Genomic DNA, 24,284 nt, shown 5'->3' with positions numbered 1-24,284 from the left:
GCTGCATGTGCAGCCGAAAGCTACATCAAGACACTGGAAAAAATGTTCCGCTGCAGTCCGACGTTCGGACTGGGCTCGGTGAACGTTGAGACAGCGAAAGACGGGGAGTGTTAAGGGATGAGTGCAAGAATAGGGTGGTGGCCAGCAAGCGTAGGATTGCTCTTAATTGGATTCAGTAGCGGGTGTGGTGGCAATGCGCTTGGCACGGTAGAAGCCGGTGGCCAAGTAACCTACAAAGGCGAACCGCTCGCAGGGGCTACTGTGACCTTCGTTCCCCAGGCCGGCCAGCGCGCGGCCTCGGGGGTCAGCGATGCATCCGGTAGATTTCATGCCACCACCCTCGCAGCCGGCGATGGGGCCATGCCCGGCCGCTATAAAGTCACGGTCACCAAGACTCAGGAATCTACGGTGCCAAAGACTACCGCGGAGATGAGCGCGGATGACATGCGAAAGATCGAAAGGGAAATGATGAACCAAGCGCCGCCGCCAGGGAGAGAACCAGTAAATTTGTTGCCGGCTAAATACAAGTCAGCCGAAACTTCCCCGTTCAATTGCGACTTGCCAGACTCCGGCAAGGGCGATTTCAAGTTTGACCTGGAATGACCACCAGTCAGACACCTGTTTTTTCTGCGCAAGTTCACAGCTGACGAAGCGGTTATTCAAAACCAAATTTTCGGCGAAGAACAGACTATTGACGCCAATAGGTTTTCAAGCCCCATGAGATCCTGCACCATAAAACCCTATCTTATCCTCCTTGTCGTTCTCACCCTGCCTTTCGCTGCCAGCTCCGTACTTTGCCACATTGGCATCGCTGCTGACGAACCGCCCGCGAAGCCCATCCCTGCGATCACCCCTGGGAGGGTGATCATCCCCATCGAGAAAATGCGCCGCATATGGGGGGAACTTATCAGCATCGATTTCGCCACTCGGACGGGCAAGTTTCGCAACGAGAGCACGGACGAGGTGATGAGTTTCACGGTGATGCCTTATGCCGAATTGCTGCATCATGCCACACTTGGCGACTTGCAAGATTTCAGAGTCGGTGAGCGCGCGATCTTCCGACTGCATGTAAACGAGCAAGAAGAGTGGGTGTGGCTTACCTACATCCAGGACGAGATGAACATGATGAACGGCCACGGCGAATACTTCTTCGTGGATCAAGTCGATGCTGCAGCCGGAAAGATCACCACGACGTGGGCCAAGGGCGACATGACCTTCGTGCGTGAAAAGGGCGTCGTCATCGAGACCGACAAGGACACGCGCTACTGGAAGAACGGACAACCTGCGAAGTTCAGCAACATCAAAGTTGGCGATAAACTGCGAACCCAAACGCACGGCACCGGCAGCGGGAAACATAGGGTGCCCTGGGAAGTCTTCCTCGACGAAGAAAGCCTACTCAAATTCCAGACTGAGCAGAAGACCGTCCACGCCCAACGCATCCTTGAAGAAGGCGCACCCGGTTACATTGACGAAGCCAGCGCCTCCCAAGTAGTCCTGACACTCTTCAACGAAGGCGATGCGCAGATCAAACTCCTCAAACGCGGCGGTATAGTTCGCATTGCGCCCGCAGGAGAAGATCGCAAGCCCACCTCAGCTCCGGTTTCCGCCAAAGTCAACATGATCGGCAAGAATGGCCGCCAAACTAAGGTAACCCTTGATCTTAAAGCTGGCGGCGATGCCTTCCATCCTGTTGGTCTCGTGCGTTTGTGGGTGGACTGAGCCAACGCCATTTATTTGCTTCCAATCCACGGCCCACATACTTTGGGAAGAAAATGTTATTGCTTAAGTGCCCCCGTCCCTTTATCCCAGCCCGCCGTTTTCTGCCGCACTATCAGTTAACAATTGCCACGCTACACCTACAGTGTTTTACTCGCTCATGCCTGCTCCTCGTCGCCAGCATGGGCGTGCCAAGTGCCCTCCGCGCAGAGGAACCGTTGGAAGCGTTCCTTACGAAGCATTGCATCAGTTGTCATAGCGCCGAGCAGGAGACAAGTGAACTGCGAATCGATCGGCTCTCGCGCGATTTCAGGTCGGATTTGGACACACATAACTGGGCAGAAGTAATCGAACGGATCAATTCCGGAGAGATGCCGCCAGAAGGTGAGCCGCGACCGACGCAGGAAGAAATCGCAGCGATCGTAACGCAGCTCGATGCCCTGCTCAAAGAAGGCCGGGCGGCACGGATGGCGGCGCGGCCGGCGGTGGCGCATTATCGGCTGAGTCGGAAAGAGTATCAGAACACGGTCTATGATCTGCTCGGTGTGCGTTACGATCCTGCCAAGCCGGGAGAGCTGAACGAAGACACGCTGTGGCACGGTTTCGAGCGCATCGGATCCGAGCTGTCGCTTTCGCCATCGCATGTGGATCGCTATTACAGCGCCGCGGAGACGGTGCTGGCTCGCGCTTTTCCGACAACGGCCACAGTCGAGGCCCGCAAGGTCCGCAAGACGGCGGCGGAGCTTTATTACGGCGGTGGCAAGAGGCAACAGGAGGTGCTGGACCACTTCGGCATCGAGCGGTCGTTGCGTAAACTGATTTTCCCCGGCACGGTGCAGGGCGCGCTCTCGGGCAATTGGCTCGGCAAAACGGGACCAGAGCACAGCGGGCTCTACAAGTTACGCTTCAAGGCCAGCGGCAGTCGTCCGCCAGGTGGTCAGTCGGCACATTTGAGCATCGGCACGCGAACAGGCCCAGAAACGGTCGATGGACTCATCGAGTTCGACATCACGGCACCGGAGGACAGCCCGCAGGTTTATGAAGCCGAGCTGTTGCTGGAGATGCCTGCGACGCTGCATTTCTGCGTCGTGGCCACTGATTTGGTGGATGGACGGTCCGGGGGCGCCTTCCGCAATGTGCTCGGCAGTGGACGCGGATACATTTTCACACACAGCAGCGAGACATTGCTGCTGAATCCGAATGCGCCACAGATGTTCGATGACAAAGGGAACGGCATCTTTTCCACGGTGCTCCTTGATTGGGTCGAATGGGAAGGTCCGCTGCTGACGGCCGCAGAGAAGTCGCGTCGCAATGGCTTGGTGCCTCCCGATAACGCCACACCCGAAGTGGTTGCGGAGCATTTGCAACGCTTCGCCGAGCGGGCCTGGCGACGGCCGGTGAAAACGGAGGAGCTGACAGATTATCTGGAATCTTTCCGCGTCGAATGCGAGGCTGGCGAAAAGACGGCTGATGCCTATCGGTTGGCGATGCTGAACGTGCTGACCTCACGAAACTTCATCTACATTGTTGAGGGCGAGCCCGATGTCCGCGAGCATCTCACAGACTGGGAACTCGCCTCGCGACTCTCGTATTTTCTGTGGAGCTCAATGCCCGACGACCGCCTCTTCGCTACAGCCAAAGGCGGCAACCTGAACGGTGAGGGTCTCGAGAAGGAGGTGGACCGAATGTTGGTAGACAGTAGGATCAACGCCTTCATCGACGATTTCTCGCGGCAATGGCTGCAACTGCACCGCGTAGGCATGTTCCCGCCCGACAAGAAGCTTTACCCCAGATACGACGAGTGGCTGGAAACGAGCATGCGGACTGAGCCGGTGGAATTTTTCCGCGAGATGCTGGTTAAGAACCTACCGATCGACGGTTTCCTCGATTCCGACTGGACCATAGCCAACGCTCGGCTCTGCGATTTCTACGGATTGCCGGAGCCGACGACAGGCGGTTTCCAGCGCGTGTCGCTCAAGCCCGCGGCGCATCGCGGTGGCCTGCTTACAATGGGCGCAGTGCTCGGGCTGACTTCGGACGGCACGCGGCACCGCCCGGTGCACCGCGGCGTGTGGGTGAGTGAAACGATCTTCAACAAAACACCTCCCGCACCTCCGGCGAACGTGGAGCCGATCGAACCGATTCCACCAGAAGGGGACAAAATCACGATCCGCCAAAGATTAGCCGCTCACGCGCAGAACACCAGCTGTGCGGCCTGTCATAGAAACATCGATCCTCTTGGCTTTGCATTCGAACAATATAATGCCATAGGTGAATGGCGCACACGCGAACGAGTTGAAGGTGGTAAAGGGGAAGATCCGCTGGTCGATGCGTCGGGCGTCCTGCCCGCTGGTCGTGAGTTCGGCGATGTCAGTCATTTCAAACAATTGCTGGTCAAGGACCGCGACAAGTTCTCACGTGCTTTTATCGAACACCTGAGCACCTATGCTCTTCGCCGCGTGCTCACGGTGGATGACTCGGATGATATCCAGTCGATCTTCGAAGAAGCGAAAAAAAACCAGTATGGCGTTAGAGACATCGTGCGAGCGGTGGCGCTGTCTGATTTGGTGAGGAAGAGATGAAGCAAAAAAGAAATTGCTACCCATGATGAACATTCAGAAAATACCAATGTCAAAATATAGTTTTATACTCTGCCTCGTTATCACGTTGAGCGTAACTTCTTCAGCGCTGGCAGACGAACCATTCCGTCCTGAAGCGGGGAAGTTCCCTCCCATTGAAAAGGCACACTCCTACCGGGGCGAACTTGTGTTCGTGGACCATGCCAACCGTCGCGGTAGCCTCCGCGTTGCGAGGACGGGTAAATTTTACCGAAACGATCCACATCCCTTTGCCATGCTTCCCTACGGCGTCATCTGGTATCACGGCGCACCGGCGGATCTGCGCGACATCCCGCTTGGCACCATGCTGCACGTCCGGGCTTTCCTCCCACCCGACCCGAAGATTTCCGCCGTGCCGGTGCTGCCGGTCAACAACAAGGACGTGGACGCCGGCCATTATCGTGGCACCGGCATCGCACCTGCCGAGAATCACGTCCTCCTCCTGGAAGACGAGCCCAGCCACTGCCAGCGCGAGGGATTGGTCTGGAAGCTCAAAGAAGTGACCCTGAAGAACAACCAGGGGGTGATCGTCGCCAGTCGCGAAGCGAAGACAGACGCAGACGACAAGTCCAGCGAGGAAAAACTGACCTTCGATGCCGCCACCCGCCTCTGGCGCGGCCGCGAGCGTATCGTAATCGCGGACCTGATCGCCGAAGGTGCGTGGCCCGCCGTCGGGAAGAAATCCCTCGATGGGCAGCCCGTCCAACTCGGGATCACCTGGCGGCCTGCACCAGGCGATGGTTTGAATGGCGCTTTCACCCAATTTCATATCTCGGACATTTGGCTGGACGACGCCGCCATCCAGCACGCCGCCCAACTTCAGACCGAGACGCATAAATGCTTCATTCGGAGCCGCTGGATGCCGGCATGGGTCGATACCGTCGAGTATGGCAAGTTCGGCCACGCCACTGCGACTGCGACCCTGTTCGGCGGTATGGCCCCCTCCCTCTACGCCGACTTCCAGAAAGGCAGCGGGGCACAAATCAATGGAGCCGAGAATACCTTGAAGCACACGGGCGGTCACTACGGTCCCGGCCAAATGGCCGCCCGTGGCACCATCGTCGATGTCATCACGGCAACTGGAGATATCCCTCTCGGTAGCAGCGGCGTCCAAATCCGATTTGAGACCGAACTCATCATCGAAGGCATCCGCCCCGGGCGAGTCGTCCGCATCCGGCCTGAGAGCTGGCCCCTGATGCAATTGCCTCGGGAGGAATACCTCTTCCAAACCAACGCCGAAGACCGCTTCCCGACTCCCGACATCTTCCCGAAATACTGAGGCTACCAACTCATCCTGGCATGTGACGTGTAGTATGTGCCTCGCGAAACTTATGAAATAACGAACACCGCACATATTGAAATCAAACGCACGCTCAACACCTTCCTTCAAAAGCTCAGAGCTGCCCCTACCCCCTAAAGGCTTCCCCATGAACTTCCTCTCCCAGTCCTGGTTGATCAACCGCCGCCACGCCCTGCGAGCAATGGGCACCTGCATTTCCTTGCCCATGCTGGAATGCATGGTCCCACTCCGGGCTGCAGAGGCGAGTGAAACGCCGCGTCGCAGCGCCTTCGTCTACCTGGCGAACGGCGTCCATTCGCTGAACTACCAGATCACCGCGTCAGGCAAGGACTACCAGTTTTCGAGGTCGCTGAAGCCTCTGGAGAAGCACCGCCAAGTCATCACGCCCATCAGCGGTCTGCATCACCCGGGTGCTCTCGGGCATCACCACAACTGTATTAATCTTTGGCTGACCGGCGGCAAGCTCGGCCCTTCGGACCGCAATACTATCTCCGTGGACCAGAAGATGGCCGAAGTCACCGCGCAGCACACGCGAATCTCTTCGATGGAGGTCGCCATCACGCAGGAGTCACTCGCCTGGACGGCAGACGGGGTCAAGCTCCCCGCGATGCGCCGCTGCAGCGAGATCTTCGCATCGCTGTTCGCAGAACCGAAAGGTGGCATCGCAACCCAGCGGCGAGCCTTGCGCCGCAAAGCCAGCGTGCTGGATGACAACCTGGCCGAAGTGCGCCGGCTCGAGCATAAGATGGGCGCTGCGGACAAAGGACGCATGGAACAATACCTCACGTCCGTGCGTGAGGCGGAGATCCGCACGCGACGGGCCGATGCGTGGCTCGATACACCGCTGCCCGCCGTATCCGACGCTGACCGTCAGCGGACCAACCGCGACATCGCCGAAACCCAGGCGGGCGACTATTTCCGCACGGTCTATGACCTGATGGTGCTTGCCTTCCAGACGGATGTGACACGCGTGGCCACGTTCAGCCTCGGCGGCGAGGGCCAGGCCATTGCCATTCCTGAAATTGGCATTACCGAGTCACGCCATCAGCTCAGCCACCACGGCGGCGACCCGGGCTACATGGAAAAACTCACCAACTACGATACCTTCGCCATCGAGCAGTTCAGCTACTTCCTCACCCGGCTCGCCGAGACGAAGGACCTCAACGGCCAGCCGCTCCTGGGTTCGACGATGGCACTGTTCGGCAGCGGAATGTCCTACGGTCACAGCCATGGCAACGCCAACCTTCCGTTGGTCCTCGCCGGCGGCGAGGACCTCGGGCTGAAGCACGGCAGTCACCTCGACTTCAATAAAGAGGCCCCCGGCTTCCAAGGCTACTCGCTCGGACCGGACGGTACCCTCACCACCGCGCATTACCAGACGTGCAGCCGCCCGGTGAACACGGACGCCCACATGAGCAATCTGCTGCTCATGATGGCCCAACGCATGGGAGTGGAAACGAATTCGTTCGGCGACAGCAACAGCTTGATCGAGGTATAAGAAGTGGCATCACGCGAACTGAACGCCTGCCGAAGTGAGCCACCGCGGCATTGAATTCTGGTAAGAGTATTTTGTTTGAGGACGAACACAATAAAGGGTGTTTGTTGTCTGCGTAATGGCTTGTGGCGATTTGCCTGGGCCTCTCCCTGATCGTATCCAACGCAAGTACAGACGAGCCGTTCCGCCCCGAGCCGGAGAAATTCCACCCGCTGGAAAAGGCGAATTCCTATCGGGGCGAACTCGTCTTCGTGGATCATGCCAACCGGCGCGGGAGTATCCGCGTGCAGGGGACCGGAAAATTTTACCGAAACGACCCGCAACCCTTCGCCATGCTCCCCCTTTCGCTATGCTTCCCTGCGGTGTCATCCGGTACCAGGGCGCTCCAGCGGACCTGCGTGACACCCCGCTCAGCACAGCGAACAACCTGAACCGTTACTTGTTTCCTAAACAAACCTTTCATAACCCTTGGTACAGCAAACGGGGGCATTCCAATTCAAGCGTTGATGTCTGGGGTCAGCACTCGACAAATGTCTGTGGTGAAGCCGAAGTCGCCAGGCGTAAGCCGCTTGAGCGTCTCGCGTCTATGGCAAGAGGCGAGTAAATAGCGACCACTAGATTTGCCGGACGTGTTGCCTCAATCAATGAAGATTCCGAAATAGGACACTCTTCTGAGTAATTAGGGGATTGGGAAATCGCTAAGCGTTGCCTTTGTTAGAAGGTCATAGGGGGCGAATTCGGTATCTTTCTGTTGAGGCAATGCGTCCGGCAAATCTAGTGGTCGCTAAACAGAGTCGCGATTAATCTCTTTTTGCAGTTTGTCACACAGATCCTTCGTAAGACACTTTTGCCTAGCAATTCTGATGGAACCAAGTCGCGTTGCCATTCTTCCAATTGTATCGACTGAGATAATCACACGAACCTAGGGTATTCTCGATATGTCTTGCCATTCTTAGCAAAGCTGAAATGCACGAGAGGATCGAAATGAAAACTCAAGACGTTAGTGTCCTCGCCGAATTTGACGACTATTCCGCCGTTTCCAACGTAACGAATTGTGTTGCCGCGAAGTGCCTAAGGAGGCCGTGACCGAGGAAATCCTGAGTATCGGTTTCTGAATCACCACTGTTGGTTCAACCTTGGTCACAATTTTTGACATGGGACGGCAATGAGCTAGAATGTTCCACTTATCTGGCAACTGAGCCAACCAAGTCTGGGGCACAATACAAAGCGACTTTCAATGCTCATGCAAGTCTTTCGACCTATTCGCCTTGCGTTTGTATTGCTGCTGACTTTCGTTGGCGTAGCCCGCGGCGACGATTCCGAAACAATCAGTCCTGCCGATTCGATGACCGAAATTCGAGTCATCCTGCGGGGGGCCGACGGGGAACCGGTGATGGGTGCCGCCGTCAGGCCGTATGCCATGCGGACTGTCGAAATCCAGGGGCACGGCTTCTGGGATGAGAAGCTTTTAGGGCCGACTAAGGACTACTTTAGCGATGCAGCCGGCGTAGCGGCCATTCGCTATCCGGCGAGACTCCAAATCGGAACCGTTTCGTTGACTACCAAGCTCGTCACATTCGTGGTTCGGCACAGCGACTACGTGCAGGAAGTCGTCGACTTTGAGCTTGGCCCAGACTTGGATAAGCCAGCTGCTGAAGCGGAAGTGCAACTGAAAAAAGGCTGTGAATTGCAGTTTTGGGCCGTGGACGACGACGGCGGGGCTGTGACCGATTTCGGCGTCGTGATGGCCGGTCCGTATGCTCCCGAGTTTTGGGCCGCTACAGGAGATGGCGGGCGACGGACGAGCGCCGTCAATGATGGGATTTGGCAGACGATGTTGGTGGCACCGCAGGAAAATGGCCCGACCCAATTCAGCGGATTGCTTCCGCTCAGCGTCCGCCCCAGTCAGGCCGTAAAACTGCGAGGCGTGCAGCTTTCCCCCGGAATCATTGTCCGTGGTCGGATATCAGAAAATGTGCCGAGACCGGTGCTCAACGGAAAGATCATTACCACCACCGCACCCAAGCCCGTCGGCGACGCGTGGGGCGAAAAGTCGCCGTCATTGGTCTGGCATGAGTGGACGACAATCGCCCCCGACGGGACGTTTGTGCTGCCATCGATTCCGCGCTCCGGGCAAATTCAAATCATCGCCGTCTGTGATGACTTTGTGTCGGAGACGACGCTCCCTGACGCCGGACCATTCGTTATGGGACAGCTGTTTGATATCGACGGACTGGAGCTCGAGGTGACTGTCAAGATGGAGCCTACCGCGACGGCCGAACTTACCATTCGAAAGCCGGATGGAAGTCCGCTCGACTCGGGCACTGTCTCCTCATTCCCCAACATGCGATACTTCAAAGGAGGTTCGACGCATTTAGGACAAACCATGAACTCTGTCGACCTTGTCAGCATCCAGCTCTTGCCGCCCCAGCAGTGGAAACCGAGATTTCGCCGCGAGACGGACTTGCCGTTTCTCCAGCGACCCGTCGTCAACGGCGTAGCCATTCTACGCGGAATTCCAGTTGATGCTATTGGCGGTAACTCGGCCGTCTTGCAACACCCCGACTTCCAGTTTCCATCTGCCGAGGGCAACAATTTAGGCGAAGTTGGCTTTGAGCGCATTGCGGGACAAACCACCAAGCTGTCCGTGACCGTCGAACCCCACCAGCCAACGCTGAAATAGTTTGTTACGCAGGCCGTTATTAAGCGTGCTCTTTGGCTACTGGTTTGACTTTGGCAACAACTGGATCTATTAAGTCCAGGTGGAACCTATCGACCAAGCTATTACCACCGTAAGCAATCCGCTAATAGGTTTCGTAGAACATAGCTATCTACTTCCCTAGTATTGGCAACCGATGCGATTTCAGAAACTGGGTTCGTGCTGTCGGATGCATCATGCTCTCGAAACTTTTGTCGTGGTTTAGTTGCGTCGATACGCGTAATACGGAGAAACAGAAGCATCGCATCGTTCGAAAAAAACTTCGTTTTCGACAGAAGTCAAATGGATATAAGCATAAATTGTCCAGCGCGCACAGGAGGGCGTGACATGGGCTTTCAGTGAATGACGGTTCGTCATGAGTGCGCAACGACGTCGGATTATCTAATGCCGGGGTTGTCGGTTGTCGACCGGAGTACGTTTCGGTACGCAAGGCTGCGGGACGAAAAGCGTCAGATCACGTCATCAGAGTGACTTCATCAGCGGTTTCGGTCTTACATGCACACACTTCTTTCGGCCGATCAGACCTACACAGGTTGGATTGAACGACCGATGCTACATGGCGTTGATCAGGTAGTTGAGCTCGTCCTGAACTTCCACGGGGTCGTCCACAGTTGTAGTGATTCTCGCGACGACGACCTGACGAAATCGCTTGCGCAGACGGTGGACGGCAACTTTGAAGGCTCCGTCTGACAGGTTGAGTGAGCGGGCGGCGTCGACGGCGGTGTGGTGATTGGACGGAGTTACAAGCCACCTCTGCAGCACGTCGAATCTCGCGAGCTGCCCGTCTGACTCCGCTTCGGCTCGGAGCGTGTCGATCGCCTGCTGCACAACCGCAAGTGCCCATTGCTGATCGAAATACGCATCCGGTGGAAAGCCGTCCGGGTCGGCGACGTCGATCGAGGATTCCGCTGATTCGGGCTTCGACGAATCGGGCGACGTGGACAGCGACTGAGTTCGCTGAGCTCCGCCGCGTTTGAGAGCTTGCTCACGGTCTCGATAGTCGGCGAGAAAATGCTTGACTGCACCGAGCAGGTAACTTCGAAAGCGGCCTCGCGTGCGGTCGGCGTTGTCGAGGCTGTGCCCTTCCAGCAGTCTCGCAAAGAACTCGTGAGTCAGGTCGCGGGCCTCGTCCTTTGGTGTGACAACCGCCTTGGCGAAGTAACGCTGCACGAACATTTCAACGGGTGCGTAGTAGATCTCGCACAACGAACGCAACGCTTGCCTGGCTTCGGGAGATTTTCCGCGAGCCGCGACGACCTGAGTCCAGTGCGTTGTTTGAAATTGGTGAGGCACTTGTTCCTCGTTCAATCTATACCTGGTGGGTACTCAGTACGTGCTGTACACTTCGACGTTCGTACGATGGCCTAGCTGCAACGAGACGTTCTTGAATTCAAGCCATTCGTATCGCCGGCACTGAACATGGAACTCCTCGATGCTTTCAAATTCGTCGACACGGAGAGTCGTCAGCGAGTTTGTCAATCCATGCCCGCCGTCGGTACCATCGCCCTTGAGCGGGACGATGGTGCCATCTGTTTTTTCGTACACAAGTCTCGTTTCATGGTCGTCTCGATTCGAAAAGCTAAAAGCCAGTGGCACGGAATCACCGGACGACTCCGTGGTTCGCACGACACCTTCCCACAATCCATCCGGACCGCCGGATTGAGATCCGCTGAAGTGGTGCTGTCTTGGATGGCGAGCGAACGTCAGCCTAGTTTTCCAGTCGCCATCCGCAATGCCGACTTCGACGTTGGTTTCCAGTGCCTCTGGCGGGCAGGCAATCGTTTGAATCAGCATGGCGTGTTCTCGCTTCGTGTCCGGCGGGAAAAAGGAACCGCCCATTGCGGCGATACGTGCCTCTGGCGCGAATCGGAGGCGAGGTTTCGAGGCGAGGTTCGTTTCACTTCGAACGCGAATCGCAATTTCCTTGATGACCTTACCAGCGGCTGAACTCGATCCTCCGCGTTCCGGAATCAATTCGTCAGTGCATGGCTCGCCATTCGCCTTCCAGAGGGGCTGGGCACTCGAACCCTGCAGACACATTGCGACAAGTTCGACTTTGCCCAGACTATAGGCTCCTTCAAATGGCCCCAAGGTCGGTCTGGCTGGTGGCACGATCATGACAAAGCGGACGGTTTCTGATGCCTGAGTGTCAAGCAGCGAATCCGGACTTTCTCCCTCAGGGAGGATCTGGAGAATCGCCCAGACTCGCATCAGCGATTCCGTCGTGTACGTCAGCAGGCTGACGTTGTAATTCGGACTGAGATCACTGGCATATCCATCAGCCTGCCCCAATGTCGCCAGCATGATGTTCCGCGCTTCGTCGGTCGACGGCAGATAGTCGAGCGGAATTCGCATGCGTCCCTTGCCTTGCAGTTTCGCCTGATAGCGTTTGACGAGATTCGGCTCCCACGGAGTGTTGTCTTCCGGGCGATTCATTCGCAGTTGAACACACTCAAGGGTCAGCCAGACGTTCCAACCGTCAGGGCAGTCGACTTCGTGGTGAAATGAAAAATGGCCCTGATGAACCGTCGGGTTTCGAGTGATGACTGTGGCATGAGGAGTCTGATATTCGAACAGAATGCTCGCGCCGACGAATACCGCCACCGGAGAGGCCAGTACCAGTGCTGCAATAATGGAGACAACTTTTAAGTGAGGGTGATGACGATACCTCGCTCTGAATTCGAAGAGTGTCGCAACACCGATGAATCCAAAGAAACCATACATTCCTGCGGCTCGTTCAAGCCCCGGAAGGTTGCGAAGGAACCCAAGAAACCCCAAGTGGGCGATCATCAGGAAGCGAAGTCCCCATACGCTGCGGAGTCCGAAAAGCTGAGCGAGTGCTCCACTCGGCCGGGCCTCATCTGAAGTCTTGTCAGGCTGTTCGGTTGCGGTCGTGTAAGAACTAAACGATGAGCGAAACGGCAAGTGGAGTAGAACTGGCAGAAGTCCAATGAGTGCCAGTACCCCCAGTATTCCCGACAGCGTCCAGCCCATCGTGCCTGATGGAGCCTCAGTGCCTGTACGCGGACCCTCAAAAATGAGCCACACGAGACAAGCCACACCAAGGATCGGAAGCAAAAAAAGTGGAATAACCGCAAGTCCCCATCGAGAGGTCCTCGCGAGCCACACTTCGTGCGTCGGTGTCGTTACAGGTGGGCGTCCCGTCGCCGCCGTCGTTGCCGCTTGAAGATGCTGGAACCAGTCCTCGACGTCGTCATTGAAGTGCGATGGCAGGCCGATCAGCCCCTGAGTGGGGGAGACGATCAGGCAGTTCGTCGAGCCGTCGACTTCGTACGTAAAGCGAATAAAGTTTAGTCCGGCCGGATTCACCAGCATGGGATAACGACCGAGGCTGAGATCGCAAATCGAATGCAACGGGATTTCGTAAATGCGAGGCCCCTGTGTGATCGTCAACTGGCGGTCGTCGAGCGTTAGCCGGCCGTGGCTCCGCCAGAGAAACAACTGCCCCACGAATGTGGCAAGACGCTGCGGAGTCGTGACGTGACACCTGGTCGATCTGGGGACGCTTCGCGCGAACGACTGATTGAGTTGTGAAGGATGATCCGTCGGAGTGCTCACGACGGTTTCCACTTCGTGCTGGAATTCGGTCGCCGAGCGGTATCTGTACTCCGGATTTTGATCCAGTGCTCGCAGCACGATCTCGTCCAGACGAACGTCGATTTCGACTCGACGAGACGGCGGCTGCAGGGTAGCTCCCGGCAGTTCTCCAGTCAGCATTTCGTACAGCACGACTCCCAGCGAATAGATATCCGCGCGATGGTCGACAGCCGCTGGCTCGTCCCGCTGTTCGGGGGCCATGTATCGCGGGGTCCCCAGCACGGCCTCGCGAGTGATTTCTTCCGAACTCGTCCCGGCTTGGGCGTCGACGGCCAAGGCTGCGTCATCGGACTCTGGCAACGGCATGTCGCCCGCACCAGTCCGCAGCATCCGGGCGATGCCGAAGTCGGCGATCTTGATCCGTCCGTCTTTATCGAGCAGCAGGTTCTCTGGTTTGATGTCTCGATGCACGATGCCACGGTCATGAGCGAACTGCAGCGCTTCACAGATAGGCGGAACAATGGCCAGCGCTTGTTTCGGAGTCAGGCGTCCGGCGGTCATCGCCTGCCGCAGATTGACTCCGTCCACGTATTCCATCAGCAGGAAGTAGAATTTGCCGGCCCGACCGAAATCGTGAACCGTGACAATACTAGAATGATTCACTTCGGCGAGAATCTTCCCTTCGCGCGAGAAGCGTTTCGCGAAATCCGGATTGTCCGCGTGCTGCGGAGCCAGAATCTTCAACGCGACCAGCCGACCGAGCGACTTCTGCCGAGCCTTATAGACAGCTCCCATTCCACCGTGCCCGATTAGTTCCATGATTTCGAGCTGCGTGAACTCGCTGGCGATCTCTTCGACAGTCGGCGGCCTCCAGGGCGTCGCTGGAATGCTGTCGTCGGCAGTTCCAAGAGCGGCCTGTTTGAGCAGACAAGTCGGACAAATCCCACTCGCAACCGCCGCACCCACCGCCGCACCGCAACGAGGGCACGTCAATTCCGCAGCTGATTCAGTCATGTTCATCCAATCCTCAGGTCAAACAGCAGGTAGCAACATCGACTCTATTTGATACCTGAGGCATTCAGCCCGACTGGTTACACGCAAATCACTCAGGCACAGCCAGATTGCATTGCCCAGCCCGAAGCATGGAAACCGAATCCAGGTTGATTGTAACAGACCGCCAGACTCAATCCTGGCGATCTGCACCTCTCACGCTTCCGTTTTCTGGCGTCCTGACTGAACCTTTGACGGCTGAACGAGTGCCGGTCAATGACAGTCCGATGCCCGTGCTTGAGCCAGTGGCGTCGTGGTGCCAGGTCAACAGGGATATTACCGCTGTTCAATCCACTCATTCGGGGATCGCTACCGACGCCTTGGACCGGCTGATTCGTGCGCGTCCAGGTGGGCATGGCATGGGTTGCGAAGACTTGTGCGAAAGGACGGTTCGTCCTGGGGCACGAACTGAGACATTCGCAGGGCATTGAATGCAGTCAGATTGGCTACGGTTTGGACAATCGAGACCTAAGGTCGGGGGATTCTACGGCAGCGGAGCTCAGTGATCCCTCAGCGGGTGAAGTCGATGATCCGCCGCAAGTTCCGCACAGAATTGCCGATAAGGCTAAGGGGATTTCGAGCCCCCTTGACGATCCATGGTTTTGTCTGGTCGGTCGCCTCCCTTTGCAACTGAAACAGGTTGGTCCATCAGGTTCAGGGGGCCCCGCTGAAGTCGATATCCCAGTGCTCTCACGCTTGCGATAGACACGTGAAAACCGGACAGTCATGGACTTTATCTTCTTCCTGCTGAAGGAACACAGCGTTATAGACCACTGAATGAATGGTGGATTGTTGCGTGTTTACTAGCAAGCTGCATAGCCTTTCAAAATTCAAGAGTTCTCGAGAGTCGCCAAAGCAACGTAGGGACGCCACGCGCTGATGCCGCTCAATCATTTTTCGAGTGGAGTGGTAGAGGGGTCATTTTTCTGTCTCTGAGAGTCTTGCAACCTCGTCCTCTCCAGGCAATCCGAAAGAGTAGACTGCTCCCGTTTGGGTTAGGGGGAGGCTAAAACCCTTTGGCCTTTGCTCCGCCTTCTCCGCGTTCCATGGTCGAAATAGGTCATTACCACTCCCCACGTAGACGCGGCCCCTGGATACGGATGGACCGCACCAGATGGGGCCGATTTCAAACTCCTTGATCATTTTGCCACTAGCTGCGTCTAGAGCGGTCAATTTTCCGCTAATAGTTGTCGTAAAAAACAAAACTCCATTGGCAACGGCTATGCCCGACGCAACCGGATCCCCCGAAAGGTATTCTCTTTCGTCGGCCACGTTTGCATATTGAACCTTGGGACGCTCATGCCGCCAGTTCTCAGCTAACGCGTTCGATTGCAGCGACGTGACTCGCCCGCCGGTGGGCGCATCCATAGCGGTCAGGCGTGAGAGCGAAAGAGAAAGTGCCGGCCAATCGATGCCATTGACGTAGATGCTTGAGCCGTCGTAGGCACAACCTGTTTGTATGCCGCCGATGGCACTTGGAAGGGCTAAGATGTTATCCTCCGCGGAAGCTGATGCACCTGGTGTTGGCGGCCCCTGGTAGGTTGGAGTTTGAGTTAAGATCTGTCCCGTGTGCCGGTCGATCACATAGAAGCTGCCGTTCTTGCAACCGACCCCTAGCACATCTCTAACTTTGCCTTCAATCTCTAACGAATAAAGTTTGGGCGTATCTCCAATCGACAGATCCTTGTATTCGCCAGTGGATTCGCTGTATGCTGGTACTGCATTGTTCCATACGTCATTCTTAACAAGTTGGCGAACCCATTTTTCCTGACCGTCGGTGACTTGAATGGCGATGATGGCCGAGGAGTATTTGTTGTAGAGCCTGGAGTCATCAGCTGTTGGACGGCGGGGTGCGTTGTGCGTGTCCGTGCCGAAGTAGAGAACCTTTGCCGCGGCGTCATAACTGGGAGTACACCACACGGAGCTCGTCGATGGTCCGGCCACAAATTCAATCTTGCCATCCACCGAAGTCATCGCTACAGGCTCATCGAATTGCTCAGGTTCCGGGCCAATATTGAAAACCCAAATCTCCTTACCTGTAGCGGGGGCGAAGGCAGCCACGAAACCTCGTCCCGAACAGCAAGGATACTCAGGCACCGCACCCAAGCTGTGCTCGAATCCTCCGCCCGCCACAATCAATTTGCCGTCAGCTATGATGGGCGACGACATGATCGTGTTCGCCCCGTGAGCACTTGTGAAGGGCGGTTCCTTGGTCAACACTCGCCACTTTAGTTCTCCGCTGAATCGATCAAGACAAATTAGCTGGCCGCCGAAGGTTCCGAAATAGACACTGTCGTCTGTCACCAATGCCGAGTTCAAAACGCCGTCGACAGCGCTCTCAGAACCATAAACAATATACGGATCCTGCTTTTCAGCCGTTATCACGGATTCAATCGGATATTTCCAGCAGAGTTGGCCTGAGGGAGTCAATTTGTAGAACGTTGGGTTGGTTCGCGTCGTCCCAAAGTAGACGAATCCGTTCACTACGATTGGCGTCGCATGGACAATGCCGATCTCAGTATCTGAGTTGCGTGGTGGGAACCGCCATTTCTCGACCATGTATGAAACCGTAGTGGGATTCAGGGTCTTTTCCGATGCGTTGAATCGCCAGCCAACATTGCCATGGTTGTATTGTTTCCAATCTTGCGGATCCTGCGCAAATACGGAATTTGTTAGCAGCAGAAATATGCAGATCGCGCGCGGCATGGATGTTCTCCGAGTTTGAGTTATGGGGTGCGCCGTTTCCATTGTGAATTCACTTCAATCGGCTGCCCGTTTTCGTCCTTGCCGTCGGTGTGCAACTTGACCGTGTTTTCGTCGACTTTCTCGATCGTCATGATCCCTTCGACACTGCTCCCGTCGGGATAGACGACTTTGCTGGGGCCGCTGCACTTCTTGGCACCGACGGTGGTGTATTCCACGTGCCAGTAGTTGCCCGATGTTCCGTAGCCATCGACAACCAGACATTTCTTATCGGTGTTCCAACCAACAGTCTCGATCGCCGCCTTGCCGTCGTCGGTCATCCAGTGTCCGATACTCGCCATTCCACCAGCGACCGTTTCGAACGTTATGCTGGCTTTCAGGCCCTTGGAGTTCGTGAACTCCCAATCGCCAACCAGATATTCCCAAAGATGCGGTTTCTTGGCTTCGTTTGCCATCTTTCCAGTGGCAGCCCGAATCCACTCTTCGTGAATTTCTTTTTTCTCTTTGCCCGACGTGTCGATGACATGGGCGTGTAGCTTTCCGTTTCCGACAATCTTTACGGACACGCTCTTCTTCGTCTGGCCATCAGCGCCAACGTTGTCAGCCACAAACACCCATTCGTCGTCGGTGAATTTCGTCAGATAGATCGGTCCCGCTTCGCCAGTCGTAAAGAAACCCCACCAGGCCAGCTTACCGGACTTGGGTTCGATTCCAACGAAGCCGTCCCAGGCTCGGCCAGGATCTTGCGTGCCGTTGGTGCGCATGAATTTTCCATCGAGCGTCCATGAATACACATGCCGGATCGGCCGTAGTGCATTGTTTTGTTCAGCAGGGGTCCAGCTACCTTCCATGAATTCGGCAAATTGCTCGAAGGCTTGGTGATGGTCCTGAGCTACAGCAGGCTGCAACGCGAACGCTGTCAAGAAAATAGCCAAAGCCAGAGTTGATCTTATCATTTTAATTCTCCGTTGTGTTGAGTGATTCTTGAACTCTCATCTCGCGTTTGAAGGGCAAGCTGTAGTCCAGTACTCTGGCTAGCGTTTTCGTTTCCAAACATCTGAAAGCGTTTGTTCTTTACCGTCGATGACAGCCGTTCCCGTGAGGTGAATTTCATCTTGCGAAGTGCGGGTCAACGTAAGTTGCAAATCTTGCTCGCCATCTGGCGCGTGATAACGTCCGAGCATTAGCCAGGTGTTCTCATTCGACTGCAGCCATACGGCACTGCCGGTCGAGCCGTCGTCGTCAACATCCATGCTGCGGACGCATTGCGCAACGTGGTCCACTGAGAGAAGACTTAAGCCTGGAAAGCGTCCTCCCTGCCGATCCCACCACAGCGTCTTGTTCCCCGGTCGCCAATGATAGGTATGTTTCGAGATTGGAGTTTGAGTCTCACACACCCACGTTCCCCCGACCACGAATTTTCCATAATTGGCCAGCGCGGCTTCCGAGGCTTCGATTGGTACGCGGGTGTATTCTGCCTCAAAGGACTGCCCGCCGGTTCCGCCTCCGATAAACCTAATATTGTCCGCCGTGAGATACTCGGACCGGGTTGTACCAACGGCCGTTTCGCCATTGGGCAAGTACAGCATGACACGCCCATCACCGACGGTTCGATCCGTATTAGGCTTAATGCGCAATGCAACCGATAAATTGTCGACGACCCATGTCTCGACCAGTTCGCCCGTCGTGGCATCCCAGAATCCCACGCCATGTGTCAGTCGACTTCCCTCCCGGCTGCAATAAATTAACCCCGTCTGGGCGTCATTCCAGCGGACTTGCAACAGCCCCGTAAACGGCTCGCCATTGCGAAGACCTTGCATTTCCCAAGTACCCACCAAACGCGACATAAAAGTCCGAGCCTCGGCGGGTAACGCTGGATCGTCGCTCTGTCCAAAGGCAGAGACACTCGGAAACAGAAGTACGGTATAAACCAATATCGCGGATTTCATAACGGGCTCTCCTGATGGTCGTGATCTGTCGTGGACTGAAGTAAGAGAAGCGACTAGCGACGCGTCATACCGGCGTGTGGCTAACTAATGGTTCGTGGATGTCGGTGACGGCTACGTCGCTGGATTTCGCGTCGATGACTTTCAAGGTATGGGAGCCTCCGCGGAAGCAACTGCAAGATAGAGTGCAGTGGTCTGGCTTAGAGAAGTCGCCTAACCACCGAGTTCTATTGCTTATAAACCCGTTTCCAAACCGTCGCCCAATCGTCGATCGCCTTACCGTCAACCGTGCCTGAGCCTTTCCACGTATGCGTTTCACCATCGTCTGTGGTCGTCAGCACTTGTACTGCCGTGGTCGGGCTTCCATCAGGCCTGGCACCCTTGGTTCGTTCCGTCCATTTGCCGTTCTCCTTGGCGATCGTCCCCTCAGCGTAGTTGCCTCCCGAGTTGGTCAAATGGACATTGATTTGCTTAGCCCCCGGGTGATAGCTTAGAATCCAAGTAGCGGTTCCTTCACCGGCCTGGTAGGTACCGATCAACATATGCCCGTCGGCCGCCATATACGAAGAGAAATGAGTGGTGACTCTGTCCCCTTTTTTTCCAAATGGAGAATCTTGCACTAACGTTGTCGATCCGATCCAACGTCCCTCCACGGATTTGCAGAACTCTTGAAAGTCCTCGTGCGAAGACTGCTGCGAGAAACAAGTTGATATTGGAACGACCAGAGCACTTAGGAGAAATAGGCTAAGTAATTTCATGATTTCACCTCTTGGTTGATTTGAATTGCTTGAGTGCCGAACGTGGGCAACCGGCGTAAGGAGTCTCTATGAAGTAGAAGGCGCGGTGGCGCGCGAAAATGACTCGGTACATCAAATGTTTTGATAGATTCATGCGAATTTTGCGGCCTAGCCTACAGAGTGGAACGTTCCCCCCCGCCTAGTGCCTCGATTTGCAAAGTGCGGCGTGCTGTGCTACCAAGGTCCCATCGCGTTCGAAGATCCAGAGCTGGCTGAGCACACGATGACAATGACAACTTCCCTGGACCTATTGCACAAGGTCAAGTCGATGTCCGATGCACAAGCTTGGGGTGCATTTCTGCTCAAGTACGAACCGTTTATTGAGAGCTGTTTGACGCGTTATGGGCTTGACGGCCATGCAGCAGCCGATGTCCGGCAAGACGTGATGTGCGTGCTACTGCGTGAACTTCCGCGCTTCGAGCACAGTGGTAATGCTGGCGCATTTCGGACTTGGTTGCGCAAAATCACGGCGAATCGACTTGCGACGTTTCTGCGGCGACAGACTCGGCTACGTGGTCCGCAGGTGATACACCTTGAATCCGCCGTGGAGCAGTTGGTGCGTGACGATAGCGAGCTGGCGCAGCGATGGGACCGTGAACACGATTGCTTTCTGATAGGACGCTTGTTAGAGCGGATCGCTCCGGATTTCGCTCCGCAGACGATTGCCGCCTTTGAAAAGCAGGTTTTCGGCGAGCTGTCTGCAGACGAAGTCGCTGAATTGCTGTGCATGCCGAAAGCTTCCGTGATTACCGCCAAAAGTCGCGTCTTGCGGCGACTAAAGCAACATGCGACGGAGTTGGAGGAACGGATATGACCGGTCACCCGAGCAAAGAAGCCTTGCGCGCCTTTGCGGCGGGCGATGGGGACGACTCTGAGTTTCAGTACATTGAAGCTCATCTGCAAGATTGCCCGCAATGTGTCGACGCCTTGGAACGACTCGCGGGCGCTGCGACAGTGCGTGCGCAAATCGAAGCTATGGCGGGGCAAGAATCCCTAAAGGATCCTCAACCGGACGGGACTTGGCAGACCGCGCCGGACTCCAATTGTCCGGCATCCAATTCTGCCCAACTTGTACGGCGGGATTCAACCGGCGCCGACGCGGCATCTGCTGGCGCAACCACGTGTAGAAGCACTGCGAACGGAATTCCGCGCCAACTGGACCGCTACCAACTGGAGAGGGTCCTTGGGGAAGGCGGTATGGGCGTTGTTTTTCGAGCGCGTCAGTCACATCCGGTCCAGCGCTACGTGGCCCTGAAAGTTCTCAAGCCTGGCGTCGATCACGATTCGGCCATTCGTCGATTCGAGCTGGAGCGTCAGACGCTTGCTTCGTTGGATCATCCGCGCATTGCCAAGTTGTTGGACGCGGGCACCGCCGAAGGCTTCCACTTCTTTGCCATGGAGATGATCGAGGGCCAGTCGCTGTGCGACTACAGCGATGACAAGGGGCTGAGCATCGAGAGGCGACTGGCGCTGTTTGGCGAAATATGCGAGACGATTCAATTCGCGCATCATCGCGGCATCATTCATCGCGATTTGAAGCCATCCAATATTTTGGTCGCAGCCGTCGATGGACAAGCTCAGTTGAAAGTCATCGATTTCGGAATCGCGAAACTGGTCGATCAAACAGCTCAAAGTACGATGATGACCGAATTCGGCCAAGTGCTGGGAACTTGGCAATACATGAGTCCCGAACAGTTGAGCCTTGATCCTTCCGCGATCGACACGCGCAGTGACGTCTACTCGCTGGGAGCGATTCTGTACGAGCTGCTGACTGATGTGCCGCCGCTCGATTTGTCAGGACATGCTCGCAGCGAAGTCGATGCAATTTACAACACGATTCGTCACCAGGAACCGAACCGCGCTTCGAGACGCTTGTCCGAAGCTAGCGACTTGCCGAAGCTTGCTAAACTACGCAACGAGAGCGTGAAACGCCTTGTGGGGCGGGTGGCTGGCGAGCTGGATTGGATTGCTGCTAAGGCTCTCGAAAAAGATCCAGCGCTACGCTACCAGTCAGCGGGCGAACTGGGAGAGGATATATTTCGGCACTTGCGGGGCGATCGACTGTCGATTCCGGCGCCTTCGAAGTACCTCGCGGTGCGCAAGTTCGCTCGACGGCACCGCGGCGCATTGACGGCGGGACTGTTGGTCATGGCCAGTCTGATCGTTGGAGCTGCTTTGTTCTTTTGGCAGTTCGAAAAAACTTTGGCCCTGAACGACACGCTGGCTCGGCGAACCTACATCGCTGAAATCCGCAGCGCGCAGGATTACTTCCGGCAAGGCAATTTTGACAAGGCGCTGGCTTTGGTCGAAGCGCAGATTCCGCCCGCCGGCGCTGCGGACTTCCGCGGCTGGGAATGGTATCACCTGCGGTCACGCTGCAAGCCCCAGGAGCGAATCGGCTCGTTCACTTACGGTGTCCATCAGATCCAGGATATTGAGTATTCGCCCGACGGGAGCAAATTGGCCATCGCTCAATCGAGCAGCCTGTGTGCGGCGGTGTTGGACGTTGTGACCCAGCAAATTATTGCCGAACTGAACTGCAATCACCGCGGCGTTTCTGTCGCCTTTACGCCCGACGGAAAACGGCTTGCAGTGGCGTGTAACAATGGCGAGCTGTATGTGTGGGACTATGCTCAAAATGAAGTGATCTATCTCTGCCAACCTTCAACACGCATGCTCCGCTGCGTTGCAATCAGTCCCGATGGTCTGCAGTTGGTGGCGGGAGGCGACGAAGGGCTGTATTGGTGGGATATGCAGGACTTGGAAAAGGGCTACTCACAAACACCTAGCAAGAAGTTCATCATCGACTGCGATTTTTCGCCCGATGGGAATCTGTTGATCACCGGGGATCGAACGAGGGAGACCAAGGATGGGCAACTTGTGGCGGAATTAGCTCTGTACGATGCTGCCTCTCGTGAGCGAATGGGGACGACGATTGCGGTCCGGCCAGGAAATCATGCGACCGAGGTGCGCAGCGTGGAATTCTATCGCGGCAATGAACATGTCTTGGCAGGACTGTCCAACGGCCTAATCGCGGTTTGGCAGCTTGGCGACCGCGATCCCGACAGTGGAGCTTACGAATTCCCCACCTTGAAACCGGTGAAGTCCGTTGCCACTGGAGGCGTTTTTTCTGTCAAACAATCTGCCGATGGCGCGTTCTTTGCCAATGGAGCGACCAACAATCGCATTCAGCTTTGGCGATGTATTGACGTCAATGATTTCGAAAACGACCCTGAGGAGCGGTGGCACCTCAAAGACCTTCGCGCTCACAGTGCAACGGTTCGAGCGGTGGATTTTTGCCCCAGGACCGGGACGCTTGCGACCGCGGATACTGACGCGCTGATTAGGTTTTGGAAGCCAACCTTCAACAAGGCAACCCTCGATACCTCTCCAAGCAGTCCGGTCTGTATGGCCGTCGATACCAACGGGAATTTTCTCGCTTTGGGCGACAACGCCGGCAACGTGAGCTGCTGGAGAATGGGCGACGAACTTGTGGGCTTGCTACAGCACTCCGTCGGAACCTCTCGGGTAATTGACATCGAATTCTTGCCATCTAGTGATAAAGATCAGTTGCGATTGGCCGTCATTGACCGTTCCGGTACTCTTTCGATCATTCAGTCTTCCAAACTACAGTCGACACTATCGTCTGCGGCCACAGATATCGACGCAGGAGTCGCGGGAAGAGTCGAACTACAACACTTCGACGGCCCCTTCCAGCGTTGCGTACTCGATCCGAAAGGCTCATGCCTATGGGTCGGAGGTTGCGACGGCAAAGTGTCACGTCTCGACTTGAACAATGGCCAGATGGAGGCTGTCTATCAGCCTTGCAACGATCCCATCTATGTGATGGAATTATTTCCAAAGTCCCGCGCGTTGTTGACCGTGAGTGAACGCCGACAAGTGACCATACGCAAATACGATGGTCATGTTTCCACCCCGTTGCGTCCCGAGTTTCCAGTCCGAGAAGTAGCCATTTCTCCCGACGAACGTTACCTGGCTATTTGCGGTGAGAGTCGAACGATCTTGGTTTACGATCGGCTCAATGCGAAACAGTTCAAGCTCATGGGACACTCTGCCCGAGTTCTCAACCTTAAATTTTCAAGAGACGGAACGCGCCTAGCCACATCTGGGCAAGATCAAACCGTGCGTTTATGGGAGACTGAGACTTGGCAAGAAGTGTTTGCAGGAGATGCGCCCGGCGAGTGGGTTGTCGACTTGGAATTCTCTATGGACGATTCGCAGCTGACGTGTAGCTGTTCCAACGGCCGCGTCGTTACTTGGCGATCGCCCAAGCTGAGGACCGCAGGTGAACGCTGATACCAAAGACCGCAGGCCATACATTTCTAGGCCTGGGAGGGCATCGCGACGACCGAGCACCTGCC

Annotated in this window: 14 protein-coding genes; 8 read left to right on the top strand and 6 right to left on the bottom strand. The window is 55.9% G+C overall.

Features of this window, described 5'->3' with window-relative positions; genetic code table 11:
* Nucleotides 1-117: 117 nt before the first annotated feature.
* The 6 genes from Q31a_RS06790 to Q31a_RS06765 all read left to right on the top strand — a co-directional run bounded on the left by Q31a_RS06790 (nucleotide 118) and on the right by Q31a_RS06765 (nucleotide 9,812).
* Nucleotides 118-603: a carboxypeptidase-like regulatory domain-containing protein gene (locus Q31a_RS06790; protein WP_145075850.1), complete on the top strand. Its 486-nt coding sequence runs from the start codon at nucleotides 118-120 to the stop codon at nucleotides 601-603.
* Between the two features lie 258 nt (nucleotides 604-861).
* Nucleotides 862-1,719: a hypothetical protein gene (locus Q31a_RS06785; RefSeq protein ID WP_145075847.1), complete on the top strand. Its 858-nt coding sequence runs from the start codon at nucleotides 862-864 to the stop codon at nucleotides 1,717-1,719.
* A 53-nt stretch (nucleotides 1,720-1,772) separates the two neighbouring features.
* Nucleotides 1,773-4,298 carry a DUF1592 domain-containing protein gene (locus tag Q31a_RS06780; RefSeq protein WP_145075845.1) on the top strand — a complete coding sequence of 842 codons (2,526 nt, stop codon included), beginning with the start codon at nucleotides 1,773-1,775 and terminating at the stop codon, nucleotides 4,296-4,298.
* A 46-nt stretch (nucleotides 4,299-4,344) separates the two neighbouring features.
* Entirely contained in the window at nucleotides 4,345-5,613 is a 1,269-nt protein-coding gene (locus Q31a_RS06775) for a hypothetical protein (protein WP_145075842.1), read from the top strand.
* A gap of 148 nt (nucleotides 5,614-5,761) precedes the next feature.
* Complete coding sequence (locus tag Q31a_RS06770) at nucleotides 5,762-7,132, top strand: DUF1552 domain-containing protein (protein WP_145075839.1); 1,371 nt, start codon at nucleotides 5,762-5,764, stop codon at nucleotides 7,130-7,132.
* 1,234 nt (nucleotides 7,133-8,366) lie between these two features.
* Nucleotides 8,367-9,812 carry a hypothetical protein gene (locus Q31a_RS06765; RefSeq protein WP_145075836.1) on the top strand — a complete coding sequence of 482 codons (1,446 nt, stop codon included), beginning with the start codon at nucleotides 8,367-8,369 and terminating at the stop codon, nucleotides 9,810-9,812.
* A 588-nt stretch (nucleotides 9,813-10,400) separates the two neighbouring features.
* On the opposite strand, the gene Q31a_RS06760 is transcribed toward Q31a_RS06765, so the two are convergent.
* The 6 genes from Q31a_RS06760 to Q31a_RS06735 all read right to left on the bottom strand — a co-directional run bounded on the left by Q31a_RS06760 (nucleotide 10,401) and on the right by Q31a_RS06735 (nucleotide 19,863).
* The gene (locus tag Q31a_RS06760) at nucleotides 10,401-11,141 is read right to left on the bottom strand and encodes an RNA polymerase sigma factor (RefSeq protein WP_145075833.1); all 741 of its coding nucleotides are present in this window, start codon (nucleotides 11,139-11,141) and stop codon (nucleotides 10,401-10,403) included.
* Between the two features lie 33 nt (nucleotides 11,142-11,174).
* Complete coding sequence (locus Q31a_RS06755; RefSeq protein WP_197356359.1) at nucleotides 11,175-14,420, bottom strand: serine/threonine-protein kinase; 3,246 nt, start codon at nucleotides 14,418-14,420, stop codon at nucleotides 11,175-11,177.
* Nucleotides 14,421-15,374: 954 nt separating this feature from the next.
* The gene (locus tag Q31a_RS06750) at nucleotides 15,375-17,162 is read right to left on the bottom strand and encodes an outer membrane protein assembly factor BamB family protein (protein ID WP_197356357.1); all 1,788 of its coding nucleotides are present in this window, start codon (nucleotides 17,160-17,162) and stop codon (nucleotides 15,375-15,377) included.
* Nucleotides 17,163-17,182: 20 nt separating this feature from the next.
* The gene (locus tag Q31a_RS06745) at nucleotides 17,183-18,115 is read right to left on the bottom strand and encodes a hypothetical protein (protein WP_145075824.1); all 933 of its coding nucleotides are present in this window, start codon (nucleotides 18,113-18,115) and stop codon (nucleotides 17,183-17,185) included.
* A gap of 78 nt (nucleotides 18,116-18,193) precedes the next feature.
* A complete protein-coding gene (locus tag Q31a_RS06740) occupies nucleotides 18,194-19,108 on the bottom strand; it encodes a hypothetical protein (RefSeq protein ID WP_145075821.1) in 915 nt (304 codons plus the stop codon).
* A 224-nt stretch (nucleotides 19,109-19,332) separates the two neighbouring features.
* Nucleotides 19,333-19,863: a hypothetical protein gene (locus tag Q31a_RS06735; RefSeq protein WP_145075818.1), complete on the bottom strand. Its 531-nt coding sequence runs from the start codon at nucleotides 19,861-19,863 to the stop codon at nucleotides 19,333-19,335.
* 262 nt (nucleotides 19,864-20,125) lie between these two features.
* On the opposite strand from Q31a_RS06735, the gene Q31a_RS06730 reads away from it, so the two are divergent.
* Together Q31a_RS06730 and Q31a_RS06725 are read left to right on the top strand one after the other, a co-directional pair.
* Entirely contained in the window at nucleotides 20,126-20,716 is a 591-nt protein-coding gene (locus tag Q31a_RS06730; RefSeq protein ID WP_145075815.1) for an RNA polymerase sigma factor, read from the top strand.
* On the top strand, nucleotides 20,713-24,219 hold the full coding sequence (locus Q31a_RS06725; RefSeq protein ID WP_145075812.1) for a serine/threonine-protein kinase: 3,507 nt from the start codon (nucleotides 20,713-20,715) through the stop codon (nucleotides 24,217-24,219). Before Q31a_RS06730 ends, Q31a_RS06725 begins: the two co-directional genes overlap by 4 nt.
* Nucleotides 24,220-24,284: the final 65 nt, after the last annotated feature.

It is taken from the genome of Aureliella helgolandensis (assembly GCF_007752135.1).
Taxonomy (GTDB): Bacteria; Planctomycetota; Planctomycetia; order Pirellulales; family Pirellulaceae; genus Aureliella; species Aureliella helgolandensis.
This window is presented reverse-complemented; position numbering and strand designations above follow the sequence as displayed.

What these genes read in the sequence shown, in the direction of transcription:
- Q31a_RS06790 (WP_145075850.1), top strand. Translation starts at nt 118, where the DNA reads ATGAGTGCAAGAATAGGGTGGTGGCCAGCAAGCGTAGGATTGCTCTTA.
- Q31a_RS06780 (WP_145075845.1), top strand. Translation starts at nt 1,773, where the DNA reads ATGTTATTGCTTAAGTGCCCCCGTCCCTTTATCCCAGCCCGCCGTTTT.
- Q31a_RS06775 (WP_145075842.1), top strand. Translation starts at nt 4,345, where the DNA reads ATGTCAAAATATAGTTTTATACTCTGCCTCGTTATCACGTTGAGCGTA.
- Q31a_RS06770 (WP_145075839.1), top strand. Translation starts at nt 5,762, where the DNA reads ATGAACTTCCTCTCCCAGTCCTGGTTGATCAACCGCCGCCACGCCCTG.
- Q31a_RS06765 (WP_145075836.1), top strand. Translation starts at nt 8,367, where the DNA reads ATGCTCATGCAAGTCTTTCGACCTATTCGCCTTGCGTTTGTATTGCTG.
- Q31a_RS06755 (WP_197356359.1), bottom strand. Translation starts at nt 14,420, where the DNA reads ATGACTGAATCAGCTGCGGAATTGACGTGCCCTCGTTGCGGTGCGGCG.
- Q31a_RS06750 (WP_197356357.1), bottom strand. Translation starts at nt 17,162, where the DNA reads ATGCCGCGCGCGATCTGCATATTTCTGCTGCTAACAAATTCCGTATTT.
- Q31a_RS06745 (WP_145075824.1), bottom strand. Translation starts at nt 18,115, where the DNA reads ATGATAAGATCAACTCTGGCTTTGGCTATTTTCTTGACAGCGTTCGCG.
- Q31a_RS06740 (WP_145075821.1), bottom strand. Translation starts at nt 19,108, where the DNA reads ATGAAATCCGCGATATTGGTTTATACCGTACTTCTGTTTCCGAGTGTC.
- Q31a_RS06735 (WP_145075818.1), bottom strand. Translation starts at nt 19,863, where the DNA reads ATGAAATTACTTAGCCTATTTCTCCTAAGTGCTCTGGTCGTTCCAATA.
- Q31a_RS06730 (WP_145075815.1), top strand. Translation starts at nt 20,126, where the DNA reads ATGACAATGACAACTTCCCTGGACCTATTGCACAAGGTCAAGTCGATG.
- Q31a_RS06725 (WP_145075812.1), top strand. Translation starts at nt 20,713, where the DNA reads ATGACCGGTCACCCGAGCAAAGAAGCCTTGCGCGCCTTTGCGGCGGGC.